Genomic DNA, 25,735 nt, shown 5'->3' with positions numbered 1-25,735 from the left:
CGAGGGCTGCCCTCACCCGCCGCCCAGGCGGGTGACCAGGGCGCGGCCGAGGTCGCGGCCGGAGCGCCAGGCGCTCTGCACCCGGGGCTTGCCGAAGGCGTCGCCGGCCAGCCCGACGCTGTCGGCGTCAAGGTGGTACGTGCCGCCCGGCCCGGCGGTCGGCTTCGCGTACGTCCAGCGGTGCACGTGCACGTGCTCCGCCGGTTCGGGCAGCCCCAGCAGGTCCCGTACGGCCTCCTCGACCGCTGGCCCGGCCCCGGTGGGCAGGGCGAGATGACCGGCGGCGTAATCGGGTGTGGTGTGGGCGACCAGCACCGGCGCGTCGTCGCCGCGGCGGTCGCCGTCGTCGCAGACGAGGTTGAGCACCGGGTGGTCGTTGACGAAGGCGCCCCGGAAGGCGGCCCACCGGCGGGCCGGGAAGCGCAACACCGCCGCCAGCGACGGCGACCAGCGCTGGGCCTGGGTGGCGCGGGTGGCGGCGCCCAGGGTCGGGGCGAGCAGCAGCGCCGCCTGCGGCCCCGGCATGGCGAGCGCCACCGCCTCACAGGCCCGCCCGTCCACCACGGGTCCCGGTTCGACGCCGAGCACGAGCCGGTTCACGGTCACCGGCAGGTCCCGGGCCAGGTGCTCCACCAGCGAGCGCAGCCCCCGGGTCGCCGCCCAGCGCATCGGGCCGGGCGCCTCGCGCCGACCGGCGCCGTCGTACGCGACGAAGGTGTCGGTCCACTCGCGGGCCAGGCCGGCCGACCGCCATCCTTCGGCCACCTGCGCGAAGTCCGGATCGTCGACCGTGAAGTACGCCGCGCCGAGGTCGGCGGGACGGCCGTCGAAGCGGCGGCTGGCCATCCGGCCGCCGGACACCCGGGCGCGCTCCCGGATCTCCACCGGGATGCCCGCGCGGGCCAGCTCCGTCGCGCACGCCACCCCGGCGATGCCCGCGCCGACCACGATCACACCCGCCCGCTGCCGCGCACCCACCCGGTGATCGTATGCGGGCCCGGGTCGCCGGGGCGGCGGAGTCGCCCGCGCGGCGCGCCCGGGGAGACGACGCGCCGGGGCGCCGCATGGATCGGGGCCGCGCGGGGTATTGGCACGTCTGTTCGAAGGAAGGTGGAGACCATGACGGACCGCACCAGCAGCCAGGCCAACCCGCAGGGCGCCATCAAGGACCCGGACGAGTGGGTCACCGGCGAGGAACCGCCGACCGCCGCCCAGGAGTCCTACCTGGCGACCCTGGCCCGGGAGGCCGGCGAGGAGCCGCCGGAGGGACTCACCAAGGCCGAGGCCTCGAAGCGGATCGACCAGCTCCAGGAGGAGACCGGCCGGGGTCAGTGACCGGACGGGCGGCGCGGTGGCAGGCGGTGTAGCTCGACCTCGTCGAGCCGGCCCGCCGCCACCCGCGCCGTCAGGTACGTGGCGTACGGCTGGGCCCGGCGGTCGGTGGGCGAGCCCGGGTTGAGCAACCGCAGACCGCCCGGGGCGAGCGTGTCCCAGGGGATGTGCGAGTGCCCGAAGACCAGCACGTCGGCGTCGGGGAAGCGGGCCGCGCAGCGGCTCTCCCGACCGGCCTTCGGGCCGGTCTCGTGCACGACGGCGACCCGCAGTCCGTGCAGTTCGACCCGGGCGACCTCCGGCAGCCGGGCGCGCAGCGCCGGGGAGTCGTTGTTGCCGTAGACCCCGACGAGGCGGCGGGCCCGGGCGGCCAGGGCGTCCAGCAGCGCCTCGTCGACCCAGTCCCCCGCGTGCAGCACCACGTCGGCGGCGTCGACCGCCGTCCAGAGCGGCTCCGGCAGATCCCTGGCCCGCTTCGGCACGTGGGTGTCCGCGGTGATCACCAGGCGCATCCCGCCATTCTCCCGGGCGGGCGCGCCTCGCGCCGCGCCGGTGGGGGAAATGTCGCCGACGGCGACGCGGCCCCTTCACATCGCCGTCATCACCACGTAGTTTGACGGCGGTATATGGGAGCGCTTCCAGCGGTGCTCCTCGATGGAATGGGAGAGTCCCGTGAGAAGTAGACCCGCACTCGCCGCGGCGGGCGCCGCCGCGGCCGCGCTCACCGTCGCCGCCACCGTCGCCGTCGGCATCGTCCGCGCTCCCGCCGCCGTCGCCGCCGACTCGGCGTTCTACGTCGACCCGGCCACGGCCGCCGCGGCCTGGGTCGCCGCCAACCCCGGCGATCCCCGGGCCGCCGTCATCTCCGACCGGATCGCCAACGTCCCCCAGGGCCGCTGGTTCACCCGCACCAACACCTCGACCGTACGGTCCGAGGTCGACGCCCTCGTCGGGGCGGCGGCAGCCGCCGGCAAGGTGCCGATCCTGGTCGTCTACAACATCCCCAACCGCGACTGCAGCGGCGCGAGCGGCGGCGGTGCCCCCGACCACGCCACCTACCGGCATTGGGTCGACCAGGTGGCGGCCGGACTGGCCGGGCGGCCGGCGACCATCGTGCTGGAACCGGACGTGCTGCCACTGATGACCAGCTGCCAGAACGCCGCCCAGCAGGCCGAGACGAGGGCCTCCATGGCGTACGCCGGCAAGAAACTCAAGGCCGGCTCCGCCGCCGCCCGGGTCTACTTCGACATCGGGCACTCGGCGTGGCTCGCCCCCGGCGAGGCGGCCTCCCGGCTGCTCGGCGCGGACGTCGCCAACAGCGCGGACGGCATCTCGCTCAACGTCTCCAACTACCGGCGCACCGCCGACGAGGTCGCCTACGCCAAGGCCGTCATCGCGGCCACCGGGGTGTCCCGGCTCAGGGCGGTCGTCGACACCAGCCGCAACGGCAACGGGCCGGCCGGCTCCGAGTGGTGCGACCCGGCCGGGCGGGCCATCGGCACCCCGAGCACCACCGCGACCGGCGACTCCGCCATCGACGCGTACCTGTGGGTGAAGCTGCCCGGCGAGGCCGACGGGTGCATCGCGCCGGCCGGCCAGTTCGTGCCGCAGCGGGCGTACGACCTGGCCGTGGCCGCCGGCCCGGCCCCCACCACCGCGCCGCCGACCACCGCACCGCCCACGACGGCGCCCCCGACCACCGCGCCGCCCACGACGCCTCCGGCGACCACTCCCCCGCCGGCCGGCGGCTGCGCGGTGTCGTACACCCCGAACTCGTGGTCCGGCGGCTTCACCGCCGAACTGCGGGTGACCAACCACGGCGCCGCGCTCACCGGCTGGACCCTCACCTTCGCCCCCGGTGCCGGGGTCCGGTTGACCAACGGCTGGAACGGCGACTGGACCCAGTCGGGCGACCGGATCACCGTGCGCAACGCCGCGTGGAACGCCGGCCTGCCCGCGGACGGCACGGTCTCGATCGGCTTCCAGGGCACCTGGCCGGGCGGCACCCTGCCCGCCCCGACCGGGTTCACGCTCAACGGCACCGCCTGCTCCTGACCCCCGACGCCCCGCCCGCCCCGCACGGGCGGGCGGGGCGGCACCGGGGCAGCGCCTAGTATCGGCGCGTGAGCGCGGCGGTGGAGCAGCGGCGGGCGCCGGTCGGCACGCTGCTGCGGCAGTGGCGCAGGCGGCGCGGGCTCAGCCAGCTCGCCCTCGCGGTCGAGGCGGAGGTCTCCACCCGGCACCTCAGCTTCGTGGAGACCGGGCGCTCCGCGCCGAGCCGGGAGATGGTCCTGCGGTTGGCCGAGCACCTCGACGTGCCGCTGCGGGAGCGCAACCGGCTGCTGCTGGCCGCCGGGTACGCCCCGGTCTACTCCCACGCCCCGCTGGACTCCCCCGGGCTGCGCCGGGTCCTCGACGCGGTACGCCGGGTCCTGCGGGCGCACGAGCCGTACCCGGCCGTCGCGGTGGACCGGCGCTGGAACCTGGTCGCCGGCAACGCCGCCCTGCCGCTGCTCACCGAGGGGGTGGCCGGGCACCTGCTCCGGCCGCCGGCCAACGCGCTGCGGCTGACCCTGCACCCCGAGGGCATGGCGCCCCGGATCGCCAACCTCACCGAGTGGCGGGCCCACCTGCTCGGCCGGCTGCGCCGACACCTGGGGCTTACCGCCGACGCCGAGCTGACCGCGCTGCACGACGAGCTGCGCGGCTATCCGGGCGGGTCGGCCGAGCCGGACGCCGGCCTGCCGCGTGCCGGGGACGTGGTGGTGCCCCTGCGGCTGCGTCACCCGGCGGGCGAGCTGGCCTTCCTCAGCACCGTCTCGACCTTCGGCACCCCGCTGGACGTGACGGTCGAGGAGCTCTCCATCGAGTCCTTCTTCCCGGCCGACGAGGCCACCGCCGCGTACCTGCGCGCCGCCGCCCGCTGAGCGTTACCTCGCGACGGCGGCGGGAACGCGGGCGGTCGACGAAGGAGGAACTCATGACCACACCGTCGAGTCCCACCTCGGCATGGCGGCCCGGGATGCCGGGCGCCGACACCCTGCCGTCCGGTCCCGCCGGCCGGCCCAGCGCCCCCGGTCAGGACGGGCACGGCCCGGAGACCGGCCCGCCCACCGTGACGATCGGGTCGTACCCGGACTATCCGTCCGCCCAGCGGGTCGTCGACTACCTGGCGGACAACCGGTTCCCGGTCGAACACAGCGCCATCGTCGGCACGAACCTCACCCTGGTCGAGACCGTCCTCGGGCGGATGACGACCGGACGGGCGGCCCTCGCGGGCGCCGGCACGGGCGCCTGGTTCGGTCTCTTCATCGGGCTGCTGTTCGGCATCTTCACGGCCGGCAACTGGCTCGCGGTGATCCTGGTCGGGCTGGTCGTCGGCGCGATCTGGGGAGCGGTGTTCGGCGCGGTCGCACACGCGATGACCGGCGGGCGCCGCGACTTCACCTCGGCCAGCTCGCTGCGTGCCGGCCAGTACGCCGTGATCGTCGACGCGCAGTTCGCCGAGCAGGCCCGGCAGCTCCTCGGCCGGATGCACATGCCGGCCTCGTCACCCGGCCGCTGACGGCCCGGGTCGGGGCGCCCGAGCGGACGGCGCCCCGACCTGGCACGCACGCACATCGTTCAAAGCTGCACGGCCATCCCCTAGAAGTGAGGTGACCGCACTCACGGGCACTAGTTAAATTTTGAAATAGTGCTACTGTCGTGGCATGACCGACAGCCTGGACAGGGCCCGCCTCGCCGCCTGGCGCGCCTACATCGAGGCCAGCCAGCGGCTCTACACGCGGCTGGAGGACGACCTGCGCGCCGACAGCGCGCTCAGCTTCGCCGACTACCACGTGCTCGTCCTGCTCTCCGAGGCGCCGGGCCAGCGGCTGCGGATGGGCGAGCTGGCCAGCCGCCTGGTCTTCTCCCCGAGCCGGCTGACGTACCAGATCACCACGATGCAGCGGCGCGGCCTCGTCGCCCGGGAGTCCTGTCCGGACGACCGCCGCGGCAGCGAGGCCGTGCTCACCGCTGCCGGGCTGCTGGCCCTGCGCGAGGCCGCCCCGCACCACCTGCGGTCGGTACGCGCCCACCTCATGGACGACCTCGACGACGCCGAGGTCGCCTGCCTCACCCGGATCTTCGAGCGACTCGGCCGGCGCCTGCGCGCGGACCGCGACGCGTCGACCGCCCACCCCCACAGCTGAGGAGTCCCCGATGCCCGCCATCACCGTCGACAACGTGCTCGTCCTGCCCCGCCTGCCCCGGCTCGACGAGTCCACCGCGTTCCGGCCGGTCCGCCGGCTGACCACCGCGCCCAGCGGCTACGAGGGCGAGGGCTTCCCGGTCCGCCGGGCGTTCGCCGGCGTGCCGGTGAGCGAGCTGGACCCTTTCATCCACCTGGACCAGATGGGCGAGGTGGACTACGCCCCGGGCGAGCCGAGGGGCACGGCCTGGCACCCGCACCGCGGCTTCGAGACGGTGACCTACATGATCGACGGGATCATGGACCACCAGGACTCGCAGGGCGGCGGCGGCACGATCACCAACGGCGACACCCAGTGGATGACGGCCGCGAGCGGGCTGCTGCACATCGAGGCGCCGCCGGAGCACCTCGTCATGAGTGGCGGGCTGTTCCACGGCACCCAGCTCTGGGTCAACCTGCCCCGGGCCGCCAAGATGAACCCGCCCCGCTACCAGGACATCCGTGGCCGGGAGGCGGCTCTGCTGACCACGCCCGACGGTGGCGCGCTGATCCGGGTCATCGCCGGGGAGATCGCCGGGCACCGGGGGCCGGGCTCCACCCACACCCCGATCACCATCACCCACGTGACCGTGCAGCCGGGCGCGCGCGTCGACCTGCCGTGGCGGCCGGACTTCAACGCTTTGGTCTACGTGCTGGGCGGGCGGGGCACGGTGGGCACCGACGGGCGGCCGGTGCACACGGGCCAGCTCGCCGTGCACGGCCCCGGCGACGCGCTGACCTTCGCCGCGGACGCCAGCCAGGACGGCCACACCCCGACGCTGGACCTCTACATCATGGGCGGCGAGCCCATCCGGGAGCCGGTGGCCCACTACGGCCCGTTCGTCATGAACACCCGTGACGAGCTGCTCCAGGCGTTCGAGGACTTCAAGGCCGGTCGGCTCGGTGTCGTCCCCGCCGAGCGGCTGCCGCACACCGGCGGCCAGGCCCCGAGGCCCTGAGCCCACGGCGGGCGGCGGGCGCCCCCGGCCACGGCCGGGCGGCGCCCACCGGCGCGTCGCGCGACGCGGCGTCAGGAGACGGCGAATATGCCCGCGACGCCCAGGATCACCATGAGCAACACCGTCACCAGCGCACCCCGCTCGCTCTCGACCGCCGGCTCGCGGTGCTCGTTCGCGGAGTTCGTCGTCTCGCCGGGCATGGTGTTGCCTCCTCGGTGTCGCGTCGTGTTCGGGCGGGCTGTCGGGGGTCGTCCGGCCGGGTCACCGGGGTGCCGGTCGGGATGCGGGCCCGCGACGTGGGTCCTACCGTGAGGACGTTGTCGACCTCGGGGGGCTGGAACGTGGCACCACGCAACTGGTTCCTCAGCGCGGCCGAACGCGCCAACCCGGTGTCAGAGTTACCCGTCTGGACCAGCGGTAACCTTGCCGAGCCGTTAATTCACGGTGTCGCGTACTTCGACCGGCTGGTCGACGAGGTGGAGGCCCTGGAGGCCGGCGACCACCTCTTCTTCACCGACTGGCGGGGCGACCCGGACCAGCGGCTGCGCCCGGACGGGCCGACCGTGGCGCAGCTCTTCGCGCGGGCCGCGCAGCGGGGCGTGGTGGTCAAGGGCCTGATCTGGCGCTCCCACCTCGACCTGCTGGCCTACAGCGAGGCGGAGAACCGCAACCTGAGCGAGACGGTCTCCGCCGCCGGCGGCGAGGTGCTGCTCGATCAGCGGGTCCGCCGGGGTGGCTCGCACCACCAGAAGCTGGTGGTGCTGCGGCACCCACGGGCGCCGGAACGCGACGTCGCCTTCGCCGGCGGGATCGACCTGTGCCACAGCCGGCGTGACGACGCCGCGCACCGGGGCGACCCGCAGGCGGTGCAGATGTCCACCCGCTACGGGGACCACCCGCCCTGGCACGACGTGCAGCTCGCGGTGCGGGGGCCGGCGGTGGGCGCGCTGGACACCACCTTCCGGGAGCGGTGGAGCGACCCGATGCCGCTGGATTCGGAGAACCCCCTCGCCTACCTGCGCGACCGGCTGCGCGGCGCGGACCTGCGACCCGACCCGCTGCCGCCGCAGCCGGCCGACCCACCGCCCTGCGGGCCGCACCACGTCCAGGTGCTGCGCACCTACCCGGCGGTACGGCCCCGCTACTCCTTCGCCCCGGACGGCGAGCGCACGGTGGCACGCGGCTACACCAAGGCGGTCCGGCGGGCCCGGCGGCTGATCTACCTGGAGGACCAGTACCTGTGGTCCACCGAGGTGGCCGACCTGTTCGCCAAGGCGCTGCGCGACAACCCCGACCTGCACCTGGTCGCGGTGGTCCCCCGGTATCCGGACGTGGACGGCCGGTTGGCGCTGCCGCCCAACACGGTCGGCCGCGAGCAGGCACTCTCACTCTGCGAGCGGGCGGCCCCGGAGCGGGTGCACGTGCTCGACGTCGAGAACCACGCCGGCACCCCGGTGTACGTGCACGCCAAGGTCTGCGTGGTCGACGACGTGTGGGCCAGCGTCGGCAGCGACAACTTCAACCGCCGTTCCTGGACGCACGACAGCGAGCTGTCCTGCGCCGTACTGGACGAGACCCGGGACGAACGGGCGCCGACCGACCCGGCCGGCCTCGGCGACGGGGCCCGGGTCTTCGCCCGGGAGCTGCGGTTGCGGCTGTGGCGCGAGCACCTTGACCGCGATCCCGACGGCGGCGAGGACGCCGACCTGGTCGACCCGGCCGACGCCGTGGCGGCGATCACCGCCGCCGCCGACGCGCTGCAACGGTGGTACGACACCGGGCGGGCCGGTCCCCGGCCGCCGGGCCGGCTGCTGCCGCACCGGGCCGAACGGCTGCCCTGGTACACCCGGGCCTGGGCGCTGCCGGCGTACCGGCTGGTCTACGACCCCGACGGCCGGCCGCTGCGGGCCCGCCGGTCCGGCACCTGGTGAGCGCGCGGGTGGGCGTTCAGGCGGGTACGGAGAGGGCGTCGATCCTGCCGAAGGCGGGCACGGCCCCGGTGTCGGCGTCGGTGGCGTGGACCGTCAGCCCGCCGGGATAGGCGAACGAGGCGCGCGGCGAGTAGAAGCCGAAGCCGATGGTGAGCGGGTTCTCCGGGCGCAGCGCGTAGATCGGGTGGGCCGGCTCCAGGAACTCCAGCGACTCGATCACGAACGGGTCGACCGGTTCGGCGACGAACGGGTGCACGGAGCTGAGCAGCTGCCCGTCGCGGGCCGTGAAGTAGCGGTGGTGGCCCCGGCTGATCGTGCCGCCGGTCTCGCCCACCTGGCAGCGGGCGCGGATCACCGGCACGCCGTCGATCTCCGTCTCGGCGACGATGTCCCCGCCGTGGCGCTCGATGTGGGTACGGCCGACGACGGCGGGCGCGCCCCGCGCGGCGGCGTAGGCCCGGACCCGCTCGCTGCACGTCACGTAGTGCGTCCACCAGCCGCCGGGGTTGAGCCCACCCGGCGCGTCCACCCCGCTCAGCGCCACGCCGAGGTAGGTCAGCGAGTACGCGCCGAAGCCGGAGGTCTGGCTGTCGTCGTCGACCACGTACTGGTTCATGAAGACCAGCCGCTCGGGCGACGGGCGCAGCCCGGCCGGGACCAGCGCCGCGACCGCGTCCGGGTCCGCCGGCAGCCAGCCGAAGTAGAGCGTGCGGCTGTTGACGACCAGGTGGGGAGCGGCGGGGTCGAGCACGGCACCTCCGGCGTGGGGCATGTACCCGCACGCTACGGGCCGTCCCGTTGACGGGACAACGACGGAAAGCCGACATTCGACGCCGGTCGTCCGGTGGACCGTGGCCGCCCGGCCGGCCCGCCGTGGCCACCCGGATGCGTCGACGTCGATGTACGGCGGGGCTGGCCGGCCGCTCGCCGGCGTAGCCCGGCCCACAATCGGAGGCGCATTTGCCCGCTTTGCGACTCTGATGGTCGAAAATCGCTTAAGTACATCGTACTTTCGGCTAGATTTCGTCGGACCGATCGGGCTAAGGTGGCTCCCGAACGGACATCTGAAGTTAAACCTAAGCGTCACGTCTTTCATCCGCGGACGAGGTGCAGGGAGGACCACCCATGACCGCGCCAACGATCAGCGAACAGGCGACCACAACAACGCCGAGCACCACCGAGAAGCTCGACCCGCGTGCGCTCACCGACAGCGCGGCCGACCTGCTCAACGCGATGGCCGCGCTGCCGGCCGGCCACCCGTCCCGCGCCGCCCTGCGCGACCGGGCGATCGAGGCCTGGCTGCCGCTCGCCAACCACCTCGCCCACCGCTACAGCGGCCGGGGCGAGCCCACCGACGACCTCGCCCAGACCGCCGCCGTCGGCCTGATCAAGGCCATCGACAAGTTCGACCCGACCCGCGGCGTCGACTTCGCCGGCTACGCGATCCCCACCATCATCGGCGAGCTCAAGCGGCACTTCCGCGACCGCACCTGGGACATCCGGGTGCCGCGTCGCCTCCAGGAGCTGCGCCTGGCCATCTCCGACGCCAACAGCACGCTGTTGCAGACCCTCGGCCGCTCCCCCACGGTCGCCGACATCGCGGCCCACCTCAAGCTCACCGAGGAAGAGGTGCTGGAGGGCCTGGAGGGTGCCCGCGCCTACAACGCGGTCTCGCTCTCCACGCCGACCGGAGACGGCGACCGCGCGACCGAACTGGGCGACATGCTCGGCGGCGAGGACGGCGAGTTCGAGCTGGCCGAGCTGCGGGTGGCCCTCGGCCCGGCGCTGGCGACGCTCGACGAGCGCGAGCAGAAGATCCTCACGCTGCGGTTCTACGGCAACCTGACGCAGTCGCAGATCGCCGAGCAGATCGGCGTCTCGCAGATGCACGTCTCCCGGCTGCTGGCCCGCGCGCTGACCAAGCTGCGTGGGCAGCTCGACGGCACGTACTAGGGATACGACCCAGGGGTAGCCCAGCCGGCGCACCCAGCCGGAAGTGGATGCGAAGGCCTCCGGTCGTGGAGTGGGACCGTCCAGGTCCCGCTCCGCCGGCCCGGAGGCCTTCGTGTCGCTCCGACATGTCCCGGCCGGTCAGCGCCGCCCGTCGAACCGCCCGGGTCGCCCCTGCGACGGGTGACCCGGGCGTCGGCGTTCAGCGGACGGGCTCGCGCCACATCGGCCAGAACGGGGTGCCGTCGGGCAGGTGGAACGGCTCGGCGACCCGGTAGCCGTGCCGCGCGTACAGGTCGCGTCCGGTCTCGCTGGCGGCCTCCAGGTAGCCGGGCACGCCCTCGGCGTCCAGGACCGCGTGGTGGTGCCGCAGCAGCGCGCTGCCCAGCCCCCGCCCCTGTCGCTCCGGCGCGACGGCGAGGAACGCCAGGTGGTGGTGGTCCGCGTGCGGGTGGTGTGCCTCGAAGAGCTTGTCCAGGTGCGCGAACCGGTCCGTCCACTGCCCGCACGCCGCGGTCAGGCGGGCGTCGTAGTCCTCCGGCGGCGGGGCGGGCTCGCCCACCGAGGGGAACCAGACCGCCACCCCCGCCCGGTCCGCGGTCGCGTACACGAGGCCGTGCCGCATCGCGTGGTCCACCAGGATCGCGAACTGGCCGGCCAGCACGGACTGCCGCCGCGCCGCGTCGGGCACCAGCCAGCGCGGCGCGTCCAGGGCCATGAAAGCCTCGGCGATCCGGTCGGCCACCAGCGACGTCTCCGGCGGCCCGAGCCGCTCCACCCGTACGCCGTTCATCGCCGGACCCCCGTCGTGCTCGGCACGGGCCCGCCCGCGTGCCCGGTCGTCGGCACCGTCGCCGCCACGCTCTCCGCGCCCAGGCCGATCCGGGCGTACGTGTCGGGGCGGCTGCCGCGCAGCACCAGCGCCCACAGCAGGCCGAGCAGCGCGGCGACCGGATAGACCGCCGGGACCGCCCAGCGCAGGGGCGAGTCCGGCGCCACGCCGAGCAGGTCGGCGAAGTTGGCCACCGCCAGCGCGACGATCACGGTCAAGGCCACGGCGGCGAGGCCGGGGGCGACCGCGCGGCGCCACAGCGTCTCCTCCACCCGGCCGCGGGCGAAGAACGCGATCACCGCGACCGAGGTGGTGGCGATCAGCAGCAGCACGCCGAAGCCGCCGGCCGTGCCGACCCAGTAGAACAGCTGCACCACCGGGTCCCAGCCGTTGAGCGCGTAGAGCACGATCACCACCAGCCCGAGCGCGCTCTGCGCGAGGGACGCCGCCCGGGGCGACCCGGTGCGCGGTGAGGTCTGCCCGAACACGGCCGGCAGCACCCGCTCCCGGCCGAGCGCGAAGGCGTACCGGGCGGTGGTGTTGTGGAAGGAGATCATCGCGGCGAGCACCGAGGTCAGGAAGAGCGCCTGGCCGATGGCCACGGCGGTGCCCCCGAGGTGCGCCTCGGCCAGGTTGAAGATCAGCCCGATGCTCTGCTCGCCCGCCTCGGCGGCGATCCGGTCCGGCCCGACGGCGACGGTCATGCTCCACGACGACAGCGCGTAGATCCCCGCGATGATGGCGATGGAGAGGTAGGTGGCCAACCGCACCGTCCGCCGGGGGTCCTTGCTCTCCTCGCTGAACACCACGGCCGACTCGAACCCGACGAAGCCCAGGATGGCCAGCACCAGCACCGCGCCCGCCCCGGGCACGACGAGGTTCTCCGGGGAGAGGGCGGCGAAGCTCACGTCCCCGCCGGCCGGGTGGGCCAGCTGCCCGAGGTCGAAGACGACGATCACCACCATCTCGGCGACCAGCAGCGCCGCCAGCACCAGGCCGTTGAGGTCGACCCGGAGCAGGCCGAGTACGCCGACCGTCGCCCAGGCGATCAACGCCACGAGCCACCACGCGGGGGCCACCCCGAACAGGCGGCCCAGCACCGGCTCCGCGGCGGCGCCGATGGTGCCGTACAGCCCCACCTGGAGGGCGTTGTACGCGATCAGCGCCACCCAGGCGGCGCCGACGCCGGCCGGGCGGCCCAGCCCCCGCGAGACGTAGGCGTAGAACGCGCCGGCGTTGGCCATCCGCCGCGCCATGGCCACGTAGCCGATGGAGAAGAGGGCGAGCACGGCGGCCACGGTCAGGAAGGCCACCGGGATGCCGAGCACCCCGACGACCCCGTAGCCGGTGGTGACGACGCCGGCCACCACGGTCAGCGGGGCGGCGGCGGAGAGGACGAAGAAGATCACCGACGGCACGCCGAGCCGGCCACGGGCCAGGGCCTCGGAGACGTTGCTCGGTCGGCCGAGCGTAGGTGTCGACATGTGCGGACTCCGGTTCGAGGGGAGGGGGGTGGAGGGGCGGTCAGCCCACGCCGCGCAGCACGGCGGCGCCGACCGCGGCCTCGGTGTGCGCCACGAGTTCCCGCAGCGGCGGGGGCAGCGCCGGGATGAGCACGCCCAGCCGGTGGTGCGCCCGGGGGCCGGCGCTCCACAGCACCTCGCGGCTCAGCCCGGCGGCGACGACCAGACCCAGCAGCGTCCCGTCGGGCACGCTCGGCGGTTCGGGCCGGTCGAGCAGGGCGCGCAGCCGGGTGGCCGGCCAGGCCACCGCGTTGAGGTCGATCGGCAGGTAGCTGACGGTGGTACGGAGCAGCCGGCGGCTCTCCTGCCGGCGCAGCACCCCCGCCCTGACCAGCCGCTCCCCGACCGAGGTGGTGGCGGTCTGCGCCAGGAAGCTGAGCCAGGTGCGCACCGGGTGCTGCTGCGTCTCGCCGACCAACTGGTCGAGCACGGTGTGCGCCAGCGCGTCCGCCGGGGGGCGGCGGTCGAGCACCGTGACCAGTCCGGAGGAGACGGTGGCGTGGCCGTGGAGGACCAGTTCGGCGAGCAGCCCGCCGGCGAGTCCGAGGCCGGTCGCCGTGGGGTGCAGCTTCGCCTTGCCCCGACTGTCGTTGTGGGTGATCAGGAAGAACTCGTCGGCGATGAGCAACCGGTCCTCCCACGCGGGTTGTCCACAGTGATCGCAACCGGGCAAGGATGCACCGGCCGTGACTGCAACGCAACTCCCGTTTGTGGAAGTTGCACTCCGTACTGGCGCGACCTGCGGATCTTGCCGTGACAGACTCGGAGGGTGACCGCGAGCCCCACCGTCCGCCGCCGCCGCATCGCCCGGGAACTCCGCCAGTTGCGCGAGCGCGCGGGCATGACCCTGGATGTCGCCGCCCGGCAACTGGACATGTCCAAGAGCAACCTGTCCCGCATCGAGAACGCCCAGATCGGCATCAAGCCGCGCGACGTCCGGGCCGCGCTGGCCCTGTACGAGGTGACCGGGGCGGACGCCGAGGCGCTGATCGAGATAGCCCGCGGGGCGCAACAGCGCGGCTGGTGGCAGAGCTACAGCGACGTGCTGCCGGAGTGGTTCGAGTTCTACGTCGGGCTGGAGGCGGAGGCGGCGACCCTGCGCACGTACGAGGTCGAGGCGGTGCCCGGCCTGTTGCAGACGGAGGCGTACGCGCGGGAGGTCTTCCGGCGCACCGCGGGCGAGGACGGGATCGAGCGCAAGGTCGCCGCCCGGCTGCACCGGCAGAACGTGCTGCACCGCGACGGCCCGGTCGAGCTGTCCGTGGTGCTCAACGAGGCGGCGCTCTGCCGACCCGTTGGCGGCGCGACCGTGATGTCCGATCAGATGGCCCATCTCGCGAAGGTCGCTCAGTTACCAAACGTGACTCTCCAGGTACTTCCGTTCTCGGCCGGCGGGCACCCTGCGATGAACGCGCCGTACGTCGTGCTGACGTTCGCCGACGCCGCCGACGCGGCCGTGGTTTACCTGGAAAACCTCACGATGGGACTGGCTCTGGAGGAGGCCGTCCAGGTGCGCGGGTATAGCCTTGTGCACGAGGAGCTGTGCCGCATGGCACTCGGTCCGGAGGCGTCTCTGACGCGCCTGGCGGAAGCTTCTCGTCACTTTGCGTGACCGCTGACGCGGCGCGCCGGCACAGACGGGGGTACCGCCCGATGACCGCGTTCGACCTCACCCGGGCCCAGTGGCGCACCAGCACCCGCAGCGTCGGCAACGGCAACTGCGTGGAGGTCGCCGTCGCGGCGGACCGGGTCGCCGTCCGCGACAGCAAGGACCGGTCCGGTCCCGTCCTGGCCTTCCCGGCGCCGGCCTGGCGTGCCTTCGTCACGAACGTCGACGGGGTCCGCCCCGACTGAGCCGCGCCGGGCGGTGCGAGACTGGGCCGTGCTCTCGGACGTGCCCCTCGACCTGCCCGTACGGCCCGTGCTGCCGGAGCTGGTCGCGGCGCTGCGCGCCACCGGCGCCGGGGTGCTGGTCGCCCCGCCCGGGACCGGCAAGACGACCCTCGCCCCGCTGGCCGTGGCCGACGAGGTCGCCGGCCGCGTGCTGGTCGCCCAGCCGCGCCGGGTGGCCGCCCGCGCGGCGGCGCGCCGGATGGCCGCGCTGCTCGGCGAGCCGCTCGGCGAGCGGATCGGCTACGCCGTACGCGGCGAGCGTCGCAGCGGACCGCGTACCCGCGTCGAGGTGGTCACCACCGGGCTGCTCGTGCGGCGGCTGCACCGCGATCCCGAGCTGGCCGGCGCCGGCGCCGTGCTGCTCGACGAGTGCCACGAACGGCAGCTCGACGCCGACCTGGCGCTCGCGTTCACCGTGGAGGCGCGGGCCGCGCTGCGCCCCGACCTGTGGCTGCTGGCGATGTCGGCCACCCCCGAGGCGGACCGGTTCGCCGCGCTGCTCGGCGGCGGGGGCGCGCCCGCGCCGATCGTACGGGCGTCCTCGGCCCTGCACCCGGTGGCCCGGATCTGGGCGCCGCCGCCCCGGCCGGTGGCCGCGCCCGGGGCCGGCCCGGTCGACCGGGGACTGCTCGACCACGTCGCGGCGACGGTGCGCCGGGCGCTGCGCGAGCGCGCCGGGGACGTGCTGGTCTTCCTGCCCGGCGCCGGCGAGATCGGCGCCGTCGCCGGCCGGCTGGCCGACCTGCGCGGCGAGGTCGCCGTCCTGCCGCTGCACGGGCGGCAGCGCGGCGCCGACCAGGACGCGGCGCTTCGCCCCGCCGACCGGCGGCGGGTGGTGCTGGCGACCGCCGTGGCCGAGAGCAGCCTGACCGTGCCGGGCGTGCGGGTGGTGGTGGACGCCGGGCTGTCCCGGGTCGCCCGGATGGACCTGGCCCGGGGCCTGGGCGCGCTGGTCACCGTCACGGTGTCCCGGGCGGCGGCCACCCAGCGGGCCGGCCGCGCCGGCCGGGAGGCCCCGGGGTACGTCTACCGCTGCTGGTCGGCGGCCACCCACGAGCGGCTCGCCGCGCAACCCGAGCCGGAGATCGCGACCGCCGACCTGACCGGCTTCGCGCTGGAGCTGGCCGCCTGGGGGTCGCCGGACGGCACCGGGCTGGCCCTGCCCGACCCGCCCCCGGCGGCGTCCATGGCCGTCGCCCGCGACACCCTCACCACGCTCGGCGCGCTCGACGCGGACGGCCGGATCACCGACCGGGGTCGGGCGATCGCCGCGGTCGGGGCTCACCCCCGGCTGGCCAGGGCACTGCTCGACGGGGCCGCCCGGGTGGGCGCGGACCGGGCGGCGGAGATCGTGGCGGTGCTCGCCGAGGACACCGCCGCCGGGCCGGGCGACGACCTGACCGCCGCCTGGCGCCGGCTGCGCGCGGGCGCGGATCCGGGTGCCACCGCCCGCTGGCGCACGGAGGTACGCCGGCTGCGCGCCGCCCTGCCCGACGCCGCGCCGACGGGGCGACCCGGCCGGGCACGCGCGACCCACGGTGCGGCGACGGCGGAAGGCACCGGCCGGGCGCGGCCGGACGCCGATACGGGCCGGACCGGGGACACAGGCCGGGACCGGCTGACCGACGACCTGGCCGCCGGGCTGCTCGTCGGGCTCGCCCACCCGCAGCGGCTGGCCCGGGCACGGCGTCCGGGCGGCTCGGCGTACCTGATGAGCGGCGGGACCGCCGCGGAGCTGGCGCCCGGGTCGGGGCTGGCCGGCGCCGACTGGCTGGCCGTCGCGGTGGCGGACCGCTCCCCCGGCGCGCCGACGGCCCGGGTGCGGCTGGCCACCCCGCTCGACGAGGCGACCGCCCGGGAGGCGGGCGGGCCGCTGCTGCGCACCGAGCGGGAGGTCGGCTGGGTCGGCGACGACGTGGTGGCCCGGGAGGTGGTGCGGCTGGGCGCGATCGAGCTGGTCGAGCGACCCCTCGCCCGGCCCGAACCGGCGCAGGTGGCACAGGCGCTGCTGACGGGCCTGCGGCGTACCGGCCTGGGCCTGCTGACCTGGAGCCCGGCGGCGCGGGCCCTGCGCGAGCGGCTGGCGTTCTGCCGGCACGCGCTCGGCGGCGACTGGCCCGACGTGGGCGACGAGGCGCTGCTCGCCGACGCGCCCGCCTGGCTGGGCCCGGAGCTGGCCCGCGCCCGGCGCCGCGCCGACCTGGCCCGGGTCGACGTGGCCGGGGCGCTGCGCCGGCTGCTGCCGTGGGCGCTGGCGGCCCGGCTGGACGAGGTCGCGCCCGAGCGGATCGCCGTGCCGAGCGGATCGCGGATCCGGCTCGACTACGCCGACCCGGCGGCGCCGGTGCTCGCGGTCAAGCTCCAGGAGACCTTCGGCTGGCGCGACGCGCCCCGCGTCGCCGACGGCCGGGTGCCGGTGCTGCTGCACCTGCTCTCACCGGCCGGGCGGCCGGTGGCGGTCACCGCCGACCTGGCGTCGTTCTGGCGGACCGGCTATCCGCAGGTGCGGGGCGAACTGCGCGGGCGCTACCCGCGCCACCCGTGGCCCGAGGACCCGACGACGGCCCCGCCCACCCGGCACGCCACGCCGCGTCGCCGCTGAGCGGGCGTACGCCGTCACCTCCCGGCGGCGACCGCCGGGCGCCCGCTCACTCCTCCACGACGTCGGCGACGACCACCGTGACGTTGTCCGGCCCGCCCGCGCGCAGCGCGAGGTCGATGAGCCGGCGGGCGCAGTCCGCGCGGTCCGGGTGCTCCGCGAGCACCTCGGCGAGGGTGTCCGGGCGGACGACGTTGGACAGCCCGTCGCTGCACAGCAGCCAACGGTCGCCGGGCCACGGCACCATCGTCGCGTACGCCGGGGAGACCTCCTCGCCCTGCAACGCCTGGGTGACCACCGCCCGGCGGGGGTGGCTGCTGGCCTGGTCGGGGGTGATCACCCCCTGGTCGACGAGCAGCTGCACGAACGTGTCGTCGCGGGTGATCTGCTTGAGCACGCCTTCGCGGAACAGGTAGGCGCGGGAGTCGCCGACGTGGGCGAGGGCCAGGCAGCTGCCCGTACGGGCGAAGAGCAGGGCGGTGAGGGTGGTGCCCATGCCCTGCCGCTCCGGATCCTCGGCGACCGCCTGGTGGATCCGCGCGGTGGCCTGCTCGATGCCGCTCTGCAGTGCGGCCACCAGCGCGTGCTCCGGGGTCTCCACGTCGAGCGGAGCGACCGCCTCGATGGCGATCGCGCTGGCCAGGTCGCCGGCCGCCATCCCGCCCATGCCGTCGGCGACGGCGACGAGCCAGGTGCCGGCGTGCAGGGCGTCCTGGTTGCCACTGCGGATCAGCCCACGGTCGCTCGTTCCCACGGAACGCAGCTTCAGGGTCATGGGTGGCAGCCTGCCAGGCGGAGGGCTCGGTTGTCTCTAGGAGATCGGGACCTCGGCGCGTCGCGCGGCGAATCTCACTGTCCCGGGTGCCTCCGGGGGGGGCGGTTCCGAACCATCCAGCCGGATCGATTGACAGGGTGGCGGAGGCACTGGAACCATCGAGACGACCTGGGAGCGCTCCCAGGTCGCCACCACCTTCCCGTCCCCACAGCCGTCCGGAAGGAACACCCGTGACGCCATCCCCACGCCGCCTCGCGCTGCTCGCGGCCGCGACCGCCGTCGCCCTGACCGCAGTCACCGCCGGCGCCGCCCACGCCGAACCGCCCCCCGACGCCCCCGAGCAGATCGACAACGGCGACTTCAGCGCCGGCGTGTCCCCCTGGTTCTCCTACGGCACCGGCGCGCTCGGCGTCACCGACGGCCGGCTCTGCACCACCGTGCCCGGCGGCCTGGCCAACCCGTGGGACGCCGGCATCGGCCAGGACGGCGTGCCGCTGGTCGCCGGGGCGGAGTACACCCTCGGCTTCGACGTCTCCGCCACCCCCGGCACCGCCGTCAAGGCCGTGCTGCAACTGGGTACCGCCCCCTACACGACGTACGCCAGCGTCGACGCGACCGCCGGCGGCACCGCCCAGCGGTTCGAGAAGACGTTCACGGTCGCCGAGGGCAACCCGGCCGCCCAACTGATCTTCCAGGTCGGCGGCAACGCGGCCGAGCAGACCGTCTGCCTGGACGACGTCTCCCTGCGCGGCGGCGACCCGCCCGAGCCGTACGTGCCCGACACCGGGCCACGGGTGCGGGTCAACCAGGTCGGCTACCTACCCGGCGGGCCGAAGAACGCCACCGTGGTGACGGCGGCGACCGACGCCCTGCCCTGGCAGCTGCGCTCGGCCGCCGGCGCCGTCCTGGCCAGCGGCACCACCACCCCGCGCGGCGTCGACGCCGCCTCCGGGCAGAACGTGCAGACGCTCGACTTCTCGTCGTACCGGACGCCGGGGGCGGGGCTCACCCTGACCGTCGACGGCGAGACCAGCCACCCCTTCGACATCTCGGGCACCCTCTACGACCGACTGCGCGCCGACTCCCTCCAGTTCTTCTACGCCCAGCGCAGCGGCATCGCCATCGACGGCGACCTGATCGGCGCGGAGTACGCCCGCCCCGCCGGGCACCTCGGCGTGGCACCCAACAAGGGCGACACCTCCGTGCCCTGCCAGCCCGGCGTCTGCGACTACTCCCTGGACGTGCGCGGCGGCTGGTACGACGCCGGCGACCACGGCAAGTACGTGGTCAACGGGGGCATCGCCACCTACCAGCTGCTGAACACCTTCGAGCGGACCCGCACGGCCGCCACCGCCGGACACGGCGCCGCCCTCGGCGACAGCACGCTGCGGGTGCCCGAGCGCGGCAACGGCGTACCGGACGTCCTCGACGAGGCCCGCTGGGAGCTGGAGTTCCTGCTGCGCATGCAGGTGCCGGCCGGCAAGCCGCTCGCGGGGATGGCCCACCACAAGATCCACGACCGGAACTGGACCGGGCTGCCGCTCGCCCCGCACGACGACCCCGAGCAGCGCGAGCTGCACCCGCCGTCCACGGCCGCCACGCTCAACCTGGCCGCCGTCGCCGCGCAGTGCGCGCGGCTGTTCGCCCCCTACGACGCGGCCTTCGCGAAGCGCTGCGGCACCGCGGCGAAGACGGCCTACGCCGCCGCGAAGGCCAACCCGGCGCGGTACGCCAGCCCCGCCGACAGCACCGGCGGCGGCGCGTACGACGACACGAACGTCACCGACGAGTTCTACTGGGCCGCCGTCGAGCTCTACCTGACCACCGGCGAGCAGGCGTACCTGGCGGACCTCACCGCGTCGGCGCACCACACCGGCGACGTGTTCGACCCGCGCGGCTTCGGTTGGCAGGGTGTCGCCGCGCTGGGCCGCCTCGACCTGGCCACCGTGCCGAACGGGCTGCCGGCAGCCGACCTGGCCCGCGTGCGCGCCTCGGTCACCGCCGCCGCCGACGCCCACCTCGCCGAGGCGGCCCGGCAGGCGTACGGGCTGCCCATGCCCGGCGACGCGGGCAGCTACTTCTGGGGCGGCAACAGCAACATCATCAACAACGCGGTCGTGCTGGCCACCGCCTTCGACCTGACCCGCGACGCGAAGTACCGCGACGGCGCGGTGCAGGCGATGGACTACGTCCTCGGCCGCAACGCGCTGAACATCTCGTACGTGACCGGCTGGGGCGAGCACGCGGCGGAGAACCAGCACAGCCGGATCTTCGGCCACCAGCTCGACCCCGACCTGCCGAAGCCGCCCGCCGGCTCCCTGGCCGGCGGCCCGAACGCCGCCCTCCAGGATCCGTTCGCCGCCAAGCTGCTCGCCGGCTGCAAGCCGATGTTCTGCTACGTCGACGACATCAACTCGTACGCGACCAACGAGGTGGCGATCAACTGGAACTCGGCGCTGGCCTGGATCGCCTCGTTCCTGGCCGACCAGGGTGACTCGGCGGCGGTGCCGGCGCCCACCTGCTCCGCCACGTACACCAACTACGGCACCTGGCAGGGCGGCACCGGGTTCACCGCCCAGGTGACCATCCGCAACACCGGCACCAGCGCCGTCGACGGGTGGACGGCCCGCTTCGCCTTCACCGGCGACCAGCAGGTACGCGAGGCGTGGCTGGCGAAGACGACCCAGGCGGGGGCCACGGTCACCGCGAAGAACGAGTCGTACAACGCCCGCATCGCCCCCGGCGGCACCGTCACCTTCGGCTTCAACGCCATGACCGGCGGCGGCGCCAACCCGGCACCCGGCCTGATCACCGTCAACGGCGCGGCCTGCGCCCTGTCCTGACGGACCCACCCCGGCGATCGGTCGTCGCGATCGCACCACGCGGCTGGGCGCTGCTGGTGCTGCTGACCCCGCTCGTGTGGTGGCCTCCCCCGAATCCGAGGGAGGCCACCACACTGGTCGGACCTCGTCACGCGACGCGGGCGTGCCGCCCGCCCAATTCCGGTGGACGGCCGCCGGGGCGTACGACAGGGTGGCCGCATGGACGACGTGGAGCGGCGGGTGTGGCAGCGGCTGCCGGACGGCACCCGTACCGCCCTGGCCCGCCTCGCCACGGCGGACCTGCGCACGCTGCTGCTGGCGGTGGCGCGGGACCGGGCGGCGGCGGTACGCCCGGCGGACCTGGTACGCCGCTGGCGCAGCGACCGCTTCACCCGGCCGGCGGCGGCCGACCCGCGTGCGCTGGCCGCCGTCGAGGCCCGCCTGTGGCAACTGCTCCCGGCGCAGTTCGCCGGCGTCGACCTCTCCCCCGTCGTGCCGCTCGGCACCTGCTCGGCGGTCGCGCCGGTGAGCCAGGACCGGATCGTCACGACCCTGCGCGCCACCGAGGTGGTCAGCGACCCCACCAACGCCCTCGCGATCGAGGCCGCGGTACGCCGCCGCGGGCAGCCGGGCGACGGCGCCGTGCACCTGGCCGCCTGCCACCGGGTGCTGCGGGCGCAGGACTTCGGGCCGGGCCTCTCGGCGCACTTCCGGCTCTTCACGCTGGTCTCGAGCGCCCGCGACACCGGCTCGGGGCGCACCGAGGCACGGCTGCTCACCCTGCACCTGGCGTACTGGCGCACGGTGCTCGCCGCCCTGCTGCCGCAGTCGGCGGCGGCCCGGGTGCGCCTGACCGTGCTCGACAGCCCGGTCGTCGGCGAGCGGATCGCCGACACCGTCCGGCCGGCGCTCGGCCCGTCGGCCGTGCCGCTGGTGGACGAGCCGGAGCGCCGGCGCGGCCGGGGCTACTACGTCGACGCCGCGCTGCGGATCACCGCCGGCGACGGTGTCGACGAGGTCGAACTCGGCGACGGCGGCTTCACCGACTGGACGGCCCGCCTGACCAGCGACGCCAAGGAACGCTGCCTGACCTCCTGCCTGTCCACGGAGCGGCTCGTCGCGCTCACCGGGGGCTGGCGGCCGGCGGCGCCCTGACCACGGTCAGCCGGCCCAGAGCCTGGCGATTGGCGTAGCTGACGCCCGGAGCGGTGAATCGTCCACGACATCAGCTCGACAGCACGAGCGCGGGGAGACCGCCACCCTGGCCGGGGCTCGCGGCGTCGAGGGCCGACGTCCAGTCCGGCCTGCTCGCGTCGAGGCACCTGGTTGTAGCAGCATGTCCGTCATGAGCGACCAGCAGAGCCCGGGTCTGCGTCCCGGCGGGCCGACCGACGCGCCCGCCGTGCTGCGGCTGCTCGACGACGCCACCGCCTGGCTGGCGGCGCGGGGCCGCACCGGCCAGTGGGGCACCGGACCGGCCTCGACCGACCCACGGCGCATCGCGCAGGCCGAGGCCTGGGCGACCGGCGGCGGGCTGTGGCTGGCGACGCTCGCCGAGCGCCCCGTCGGCGCGCTCGTGGTGGGGGCGGCGACCGCGTACGTGCCACCCGCCACCGAACCCGAGCTGTACGTGAACCTGCTGGTCACCGACCGCGCGCACGCCGGGTCGGGCATCGGCGGCCGGCTGCTGGCGTACGCCGCGGAGCTGGCCCGGGAGCGCGGGCTCGGCCTGCTCCGGGTGGACTGCTACGCGGGCGACGACGGCGCGCTGGTCCGGTGGTACGAGCGGCAGGGCTTCACGGCCACCGATCCGTTCACGGTCGAGCGCCCGGGCCGCGACCCGTGGCCGGGACAGGTCCTCGTGCGCCGCCTGCCCTGACCCGGGCCGCTCGGCCCTGGCCGCCGGGCGCCCCGACTGGCCGCCAGGCCGGGCGGGGTGGGGCGGGGCGGCGTGCCGCCGGGGCCGGGTTGCCCGCGCGTCTTGGTCAACCGGTTCAGGAGGAACGTGTTGTTGGCTTCAGCACGAAGACTTGGTCCGCGGCTCCGGTACATGTTGCTTGAGCGACCTCGGCTCCGTTCTCTACGTCCGCCAGTCCGCCGAGAATTCCGAGGCAGAGGCTGCTGTGGGTCGGCCGGATCCGGTAGCCGGTCGACTCCGGTGTCCGAGTCGGCTCCAGTTGGTAGCGCTGGTGGGGTGCCCCGCTGCACTCAGCGGGCGCTACCAGTGCTTCGTCGACTGTCAGCGCTTCGTCGACCGTGAGGCATCCAACGCCTTCCTCCGGATGGTGCCACCGGATCTCGTAGACACTGCCGATGCCCGTCGCGGCGAGGTAGGTGTCCGGAACGATCGCGGCACACGGGCGTTGGACAGCGAGAGGGCGATCGGTACGACGATTGCGCTCACGGCCCTCGCCGATACAGAAGCCGTGGTCGGGAATGTGGGCAGGCTGGATGAGGAACCAGCCCTCAGGTGGCAACTCGGGCTCGGCTACGACGCCTTTGTGTTGGCTACCGGTTCGTTCCTGCAGCAGAAACGCCGCGATGCTGATCACCAGCCCGAGGGCGCCCAAGCCGGCCACCACTGGCCGCAATCGCGAGTGTCGCTTCACCTGGGACTCCGCTGGTGTCTGCCCGGCGCTGCTGTCCGATGGCGGTGCCAATGACTCGGGAGACCGTGACACCGGGCGCTCGGATTCCAGGGCGATGCTGTTACGCACCGCGGCCCACCGGTCAGCAGTTTCCTGATCCAGGCCGCAAGCCAGGACGAACGTCACGATCAGTGGGGCACGTGGCAGGGTGTTGCGGCCGAGCATCGAGGTGATCGTGCTGGGCGGAAGCGTCCCTCCCGACGCCCGTGCCTTCGCGGCCAGTTCCCGGTACGACAGCCCTGACCACAGGCGTAGAGCCCGCAGGGCAACGACGAACTCTCGGACGTTCATGGACGGATCCGGTTCCGGCGGTCGCAACACAGGACACTCCCCCATAGGCGGTCTCGATTCAGTTGGGACCACCAGCATCCCGGCGGTCACATATTCATACTTTCGGATATCCGGCTTCGTTGCCGACTGTGACCGCCATCACTTCGACCGCGCGGGCCAGGGTCGACCGTCAAGGCGGCGTGTGCGGAACTGTTCCGCCCAGCTCAGACCCTTCCCCGCATCACCAAACGCCGCTCAGGCTTGACGCCAGATCGATGCAGAACCCTCTCGATCCGTTCCCTACCAGAGGAGGAGCACATGCTGGAACTGAAGCGAAGGGCACTTGCGGGGGGCGCCGCCATCGCGTTCGGTGTCACGGCGGCAGCCTTCGCGGTGATGCCGTCGGCGTCAGCAGCCGCTCAGGCGGACACCATGTCCGCCCCCCAGGCTCCCGCAGGCGTGAACTGCAACTGGGACCCCAGCGGCGGGACCACCGGCGTGAGCATTGTGACCACCAAATCGATCCGACTGAGGTATGGGCCGGCTGCGGGCTGCTCTTTCATCGGGTGGTCCGACATGGGCGTGCCCACGCAACTGTGGGCTGTGTGCAAGTACCGCAACCCCGATTCGGGCAACACCTGGTACTACGTCGACCCGGACGACACCGGTTGGCGGAAGGGCTGGATCTATTCCGGCAACGTCAGGGTCGGTTCAGGGACGATCCCCACCTGCTGAACGTGATCCGGAGTTCGTGTCCTAAGCCCTCCTGGAGCGTGGTACACCGACGGCCCACTGTCCGAGGACCCAACGGCCCCCGGACCTGACCGGCGACACCGCAGCGGCCCCGGACCGGGTTGGTCCGGGGCCGCTACTCAATCAGGAAAGCTCCAAACGCCCCCGAAGGAGATTCGGGCCGCTCGCAGTGTGTACAGCAATTGATGCGTCTTACAGACAAGATCAAGATCAGCCGGCGCTGCGCAGCTTCGGCAGCACCTCGGCGCCGAACGCGTCGATGAAGTCCCGCTGCTCCTGCCCGACGTGGTGCAGGGCGATCTGGTCGAAGCCGAGCTCCAGGTACTCCTCCAGCCAGCCGACGTGCCGCCCGAGGTCGGCGGAGACGTTCACGACGTCGTGGACCTTCTCCATCGGCACGTCCTGCGAGACCGCGTCGAAGTGCTCCGGGGTCTCCAGGTCCCAACAGACCGGCGGGGCGAAGACGTTGCTGCGCCACTGGTCGTACGCGATCCGCTCCGCCTCGGCCTGCGCCGGCGCCCAGCTCACGTGCACCTGCAGGTGCAGCGGCCCGCGCCCGCCGGCGTCCCGGTACGCGTCGATCATCTCCCGCAGGTGCGCGGTCGGGGCGTTCACGGTGATCAGACCGTCCGCCCACTCGGCGCACCAGCGGGCGGTGGCCACGCTGACCGCCGCCCCGATCAGCGCCGGCGGCTGCTCCGGTCGGGTCCACAGCTTCGCCCGGTCGACCCGTACCAGGCCGTCGTGGCTGACCTCCTCGCCGGCCAGCAGCGCGCGGATCACGTCCACGCACTCGCGCAGCCGGGCGTTGCGGACGTCCTTGCGCGGCCAGGCGTCGCCGGTGATGTGCTCGTTGCTCGCCTCGCCGGTGCCGAGGGCGGCCCAGAACCGGCCCGGGTACATCGCGCCCAGGGTGCCGATCGCCTGGGCGATGATCGCCGGGTGGTAGCGCTGCCCGGGGGCGTTGACCACCCCGAACGGCAGGTTGGTCGCCTGGAGCGCGGCCCCCAGCCAGGACCAGGCGAAACCGGACTGGCCCTGCCGCTCGCTCCAGGGCGCGAAGTGGTCCGAGGACATGGCGGCGTCGAAGCCGGCCCGCTCGGCGTGGATCACCGCCTCCAGCAGGGCGCGGGGATCGATCTGCTCGTGGGACGCGTGGAAGCCGAACACCGTCATGGCGTCACTCCGTACCCATGACGGCGCCCGGCTACGCCGGC

Annotated in this window: 25 protein-coding genes; 15 read left to right on the top strand and 10 right to left on the bottom strand. The window is 74.4% G+C overall.

Annotation, left to right across the window (positions count from 1 at the left end):
- Positions 1–12: 12 nt before the first annotated feature.
- Positions 13–954, bottom strand: a complete 942-nt coding sequence (locus ACTMS2_RS18130; RefSeq protein WP_441176497.1) for an NAD(P)/FAD-dependent oxidoreductase — start codon at positions 952–954, stop codon at positions 13–15.
- Between the two features lie 165 nt (positions 955–1,119).
- Between ACTMS2_RS18130 and ACTMS2_RS18125 the strand changes: the two genes are divergently transcribed.
- A complete protein-coding gene (locus ACTMS2_RS18125; RefSeq protein WP_089001095.1) occupies positions 1,120–1,335 on the top strand; it encodes a DUF3072 domain-containing protein in 216 nt (71 codons plus the stop codon).
- On the opposite strand, the gene ACTMS2_RS18120 is transcribed toward ACTMS2_RS18125, so the two are convergent.
- Entirely contained in the window at positions 1,329–1,844 is a 516-nt protein-coding gene (locus ACTMS2_RS18120; protein ID WP_441176424.1) for a metallophosphoesterase family protein, read from the bottom strand. The two genes, ACTMS2_RS18125 and ACTMS2_RS18120, sit on opposite strands and share 7 nt — an antisense overlap.
- A gap of 160 nt (positions 1,845–2,004) precedes the next feature.
- On the opposite strand from ACTMS2_RS18120, the gene ACTMS2_RS18115 reads away from it, so the two are divergent.
- The 5 genes from ACTMS2_RS18115 (at position 2,005) to ACTMS2_RS18095 (ending at position 6,522) form a co-directional block, all read left to right on the top strand.
- Positions 2,005–3,387 carry a glycoside hydrolase family 6 protein gene (locus ACTMS2_RS18115; RefSeq protein ID WP_441176423.1) on the top strand — a complete coding sequence of 461 codons (1,383 nt, stop codon included), beginning with the start codon at positions 2,005–2,007 and terminating at the stop codon, positions 3,385–3,387.
- Between the two features lie 80 nt (positions 3,388–3,467).
- Positions 3,468–4,259, top strand: a complete 792-nt coding sequence (locus ACTMS2_RS18110; protein ID WP_441176496.1) for a helix-turn-helix domain-containing protein — start codon at positions 3,468–3,470, stop codon at positions 4,257–4,259.
- 53 nt (positions 4,260–4,312) lie between these two features.
- Complete coding sequence (locus tag ACTMS2_RS18105) at positions 4,313–4,897, top strand: general stress protein (protein WP_089001099.1); 585 nt, start codon at positions 4,313–4,315, stop codon at positions 4,895–4,897.
- 145 nt (positions 4,898–5,042) lie between these two features.
- Positions 5,043–5,525: a MarR family winged helix-turn-helix transcriptional regulator gene (locus ACTMS2_RS18100; RefSeq protein WP_441176422.1), complete on the top strand. Its 483-nt coding sequence runs from the start codon at positions 5,043–5,045 to the stop codon at positions 5,523–5,525.
- Positions 5,526–5,535: 10 nt separating this feature from the next.
- Complete coding sequence (locus ACTMS2_RS18095; protein ID WP_441176421.1) at positions 5,536–6,522, top strand: pirin family protein; 987 nt, start codon at positions 5,536–5,538, stop codon at positions 6,520–6,522.
- Between the two features lie 71 nt (positions 6,523–6,593).
- Here the strand turns inward: ACTMS2_RS18095 and ACTMS2_RS18090 are convergent, their stop codons facing one another.
- Entirely contained in the window at positions 6,594–6,722 is a 129-nt protein-coding gene (locus ACTMS2_RS18090) for a hypothetical protein (RefSeq protein WP_284039359.1), read from the bottom strand.
- A 141-nt stretch (positions 6,723–6,863) separates the two neighbouring features.
- On the opposite strand from ACTMS2_RS18090, the gene ACTMS2_RS18085 reads away from it, so the two are divergent.
- Positions 6,864–8,453, top strand: a complete 1,590-nt coding sequence (locus ACTMS2_RS18085; RefSeq protein ID WP_441176495.1) for a phospholipase D-like domain-containing protein — start codon at positions 6,864–6,866, stop codon at positions 8,451–8,453.
- Positions 8,454–8,469: 16 nt separating this feature from the next.
- Here ACTMS2_RS18085 and ACTMS2_RS18080 read toward each other — a convergent pair whose 3' ends face one another.
- Positions 8,470–9,225 (bottom strand): acetoacetate decarboxylase family protein, encoded by a 756-nt coding sequence (locus ACTMS2_RS18080; RefSeq protein ID WP_441176420.1) that lies wholly within the window; start codon positions 9,223–9,225, stop codon positions 8,470–8,472.
- A 353-nt stretch (positions 9,226–9,578) separates the two neighbouring features.
- Here ACTMS2_RS18080 and ACTMS2_RS18075 point away from each other — a divergent pair, with 353 nt between their 5' ends.
- Entirely contained in the window at positions 9,579–10,406 is an 828-nt protein-coding gene (locus ACTMS2_RS18075) for a SigB/SigF/SigG family RNA polymerase sigma factor (protein ID WP_357719264.1), read from the top strand.
- Positions 10,407–10,605: 199 nt separating this feature from the next.
- Here the strand turns inward: ACTMS2_RS18075 and ACTMS2_RS18070 are convergent, their stop codons facing one another.
- The 3 genes from ACTMS2_RS18070 to ACTMS2_RS18060 are packed head-to-tail and all read right to left on the bottom strand — an operon-like array spanning position 10,606 to position 13,386.
- Positions 10,606–11,196 carry a GNAT family N-acetyltransferase gene (locus ACTMS2_RS18070; protein WP_441176419.1) on the bottom strand — a complete coding sequence of 197 codons (591 nt, stop codon included), beginning with the start codon at positions 11,194–11,196 and terminating at the stop codon, positions 10,606–10,608.
- Positions 11,193–12,719, bottom strand: a complete 1,527-nt coding sequence (locus ACTMS2_RS18065; RefSeq protein WP_441176418.1) for an APC family permease — start codon at positions 12,717–12,719, stop codon at positions 11,193–11,195. Before ACTMS2_RS18065 ends, ACTMS2_RS18070 begins: the two co-directional genes overlap by 4 nt.
- Positions 12,720–12,759: 40 nt before the next feature.
- Positions 12,760–13,386, bottom strand: coding sequence for a GOLPH3/VPS74 family protein (locus tag ACTMS2_RS18060; protein ID WP_250100622.1), 627 nt, complete (start codon positions 13,384–13,386; stop codon positions 12,760–12,762).
- A 141-nt stretch (positions 13,387–13,527) separates the two neighbouring features.
- On the opposite strand from ACTMS2_RS18060, the gene ACTMS2_RS18055 reads away from it, so the two are divergent.
- Genes ACTMS2_RS18055 through hrpB form a run of 3 tightly spaced genes read left to right on the top strand, consistent with a single transcriptional unit; the run spans position 13,528 to position 17,253 of the window.
- Entirely contained in the window at positions 13,528–14,370 is an 843-nt protein-coding gene (locus ACTMS2_RS18055; RefSeq protein WP_357719271.1) for a helix-turn-helix domain-containing protein, read from the top strand.
- Between the two features lie 41 nt (positions 14,371–14,411).
- Positions 14,412–14,612, top strand: coding sequence for a DUF397 domain-containing protein (locus ACTMS2_RS18050; protein ID WP_089001108.1), 201 nt, complete (start codon positions 14,412–14,414; stop codon positions 14,610–14,612).
- A 28-nt stretch (positions 14,613–14,640) separates the two neighbouring features.
- Positions 14,641–17,253, top strand: a complete 2,613-nt coding sequence (hrpB, locus tag ACTMS2_RS18045; RefSeq protein WP_441176417.1) for an ATP-dependent helicase HrpB — start codon at positions 14,641–14,643, stop codon at positions 17,251–17,253.
- Between the two features lie 46 nt (positions 17,254–17,299).
- On the opposite strand, the gene ACTMS2_RS18040 is transcribed toward hrpB, so the two are convergent.
- Positions 17,300–18,025 carry a PP2C family protein-serine/threonine phosphatase gene (locus tag ACTMS2_RS18040; protein WP_101409115.1) on the bottom strand — a complete coding sequence of 242 codons (726 nt, stop codon included), beginning with the start codon at positions 18,023–18,025 and terminating at the stop codon, positions 17,300–17,302.
- Between the two features lie 230 nt (positions 18,026–18,255).
- On the opposite strand from ACTMS2_RS18040, the gene ACTMS2_RS18035 reads away from it, so the two are divergent.
- From ACTMS2_RS18035 to ACTMS2_RS18025, 3 genes are all read left to right on the top strand, one after another.
- The gene (locus tag ACTMS2_RS18035) at positions 18,256–20,868 is read left to right on the top strand and encodes a glycoside hydrolase family 9 protein (protein ID WP_441176416.1); all 2,613 of its coding nucleotides are present in this window, start codon (positions 18,256–18,258) and stop codon (positions 20,866–20,868) included.
- A gap of 198 nt (positions 20,869–21,066) precedes the next feature.
- A complete protein-coding gene (locus ACTMS2_RS18030; RefSeq protein ID WP_441176415.1) occupies positions 21,067–22,002 on the top strand; it encodes a hypothetical protein in 936 nt (311 codons plus the stop codon).
- A 190-nt stretch (positions 22,003–22,192) separates the two neighbouring features.
- Positions 22,193–22,726, top strand: a complete 534-nt coding sequence (locus ACTMS2_RS18025) for a GNAT family N-acetyltransferase (RefSeq protein ID WP_441176414.1) — start codon at positions 22,193–22,195, stop codon at positions 22,724–22,726.
- Positions 22,727–22,841: 115 nt separating this feature from the next.
- Here ACTMS2_RS18025 and ACTMS2_RS18020 read toward each other — a convergent pair whose 3' ends face one another.
- The gene (locus tag ACTMS2_RS18020) at positions 22,842–23,786 is read right to left on the bottom strand and encodes an RICIN domain-containing protein (protein WP_441176413.1); all 945 of its coding nucleotides are present in this window, start codon (positions 23,784–23,786) and stop codon (positions 22,842–22,844) included.
- 297 nt (positions 23,787–24,083) lie between these two features.
- Here ACTMS2_RS18020 and ACTMS2_RS18015 point away from each other — a divergent pair, with 297 nt between their 5' ends.
- Positions 24,084–24,500 (top strand): hypothetical protein, encoded by a 417-nt coding sequence (locus ACTMS2_RS18015; RefSeq protein ID WP_363895863.1) that lies wholly within the window; start codon positions 24,084–24,086, stop codon positions 24,498–24,500.
- A 228-nt stretch (positions 24,501–24,728) separates the two neighbouring features.
- Here ACTMS2_RS18015 and ACTMS2_RS18010 read toward each other — a convergent pair whose 3' ends face one another.
- Complete coding sequence (locus ACTMS2_RS18010; RefSeq protein ID WP_441176412.1) at positions 24,729–25,694, bottom strand: TIGR03885 family FMN-dependent LLM class oxidoreductase; 966 nt, start codon at positions 25,692–25,694, stop codon at positions 24,729–24,731.
- Positions 25,695–25,735 lie beyond the last annotated feature (41 nt).

Origin of the sequence: Micromonospora sp. SD12, assembly GCF_052068495.1 — a bacterium.
GTDB classification, from domain to species: domain Bacteria; phylum Actinomycetota; class Actinomycetes; order Mycobacteriales; family Micromonosporaceae; genus Micromonospora; species Micromonospora echinofusca.
The sequence above is the reverse complement of the archived record's forward strand: the minus strand, read 5'-3'. Positions and strand labels throughout refer to the sequence as shown.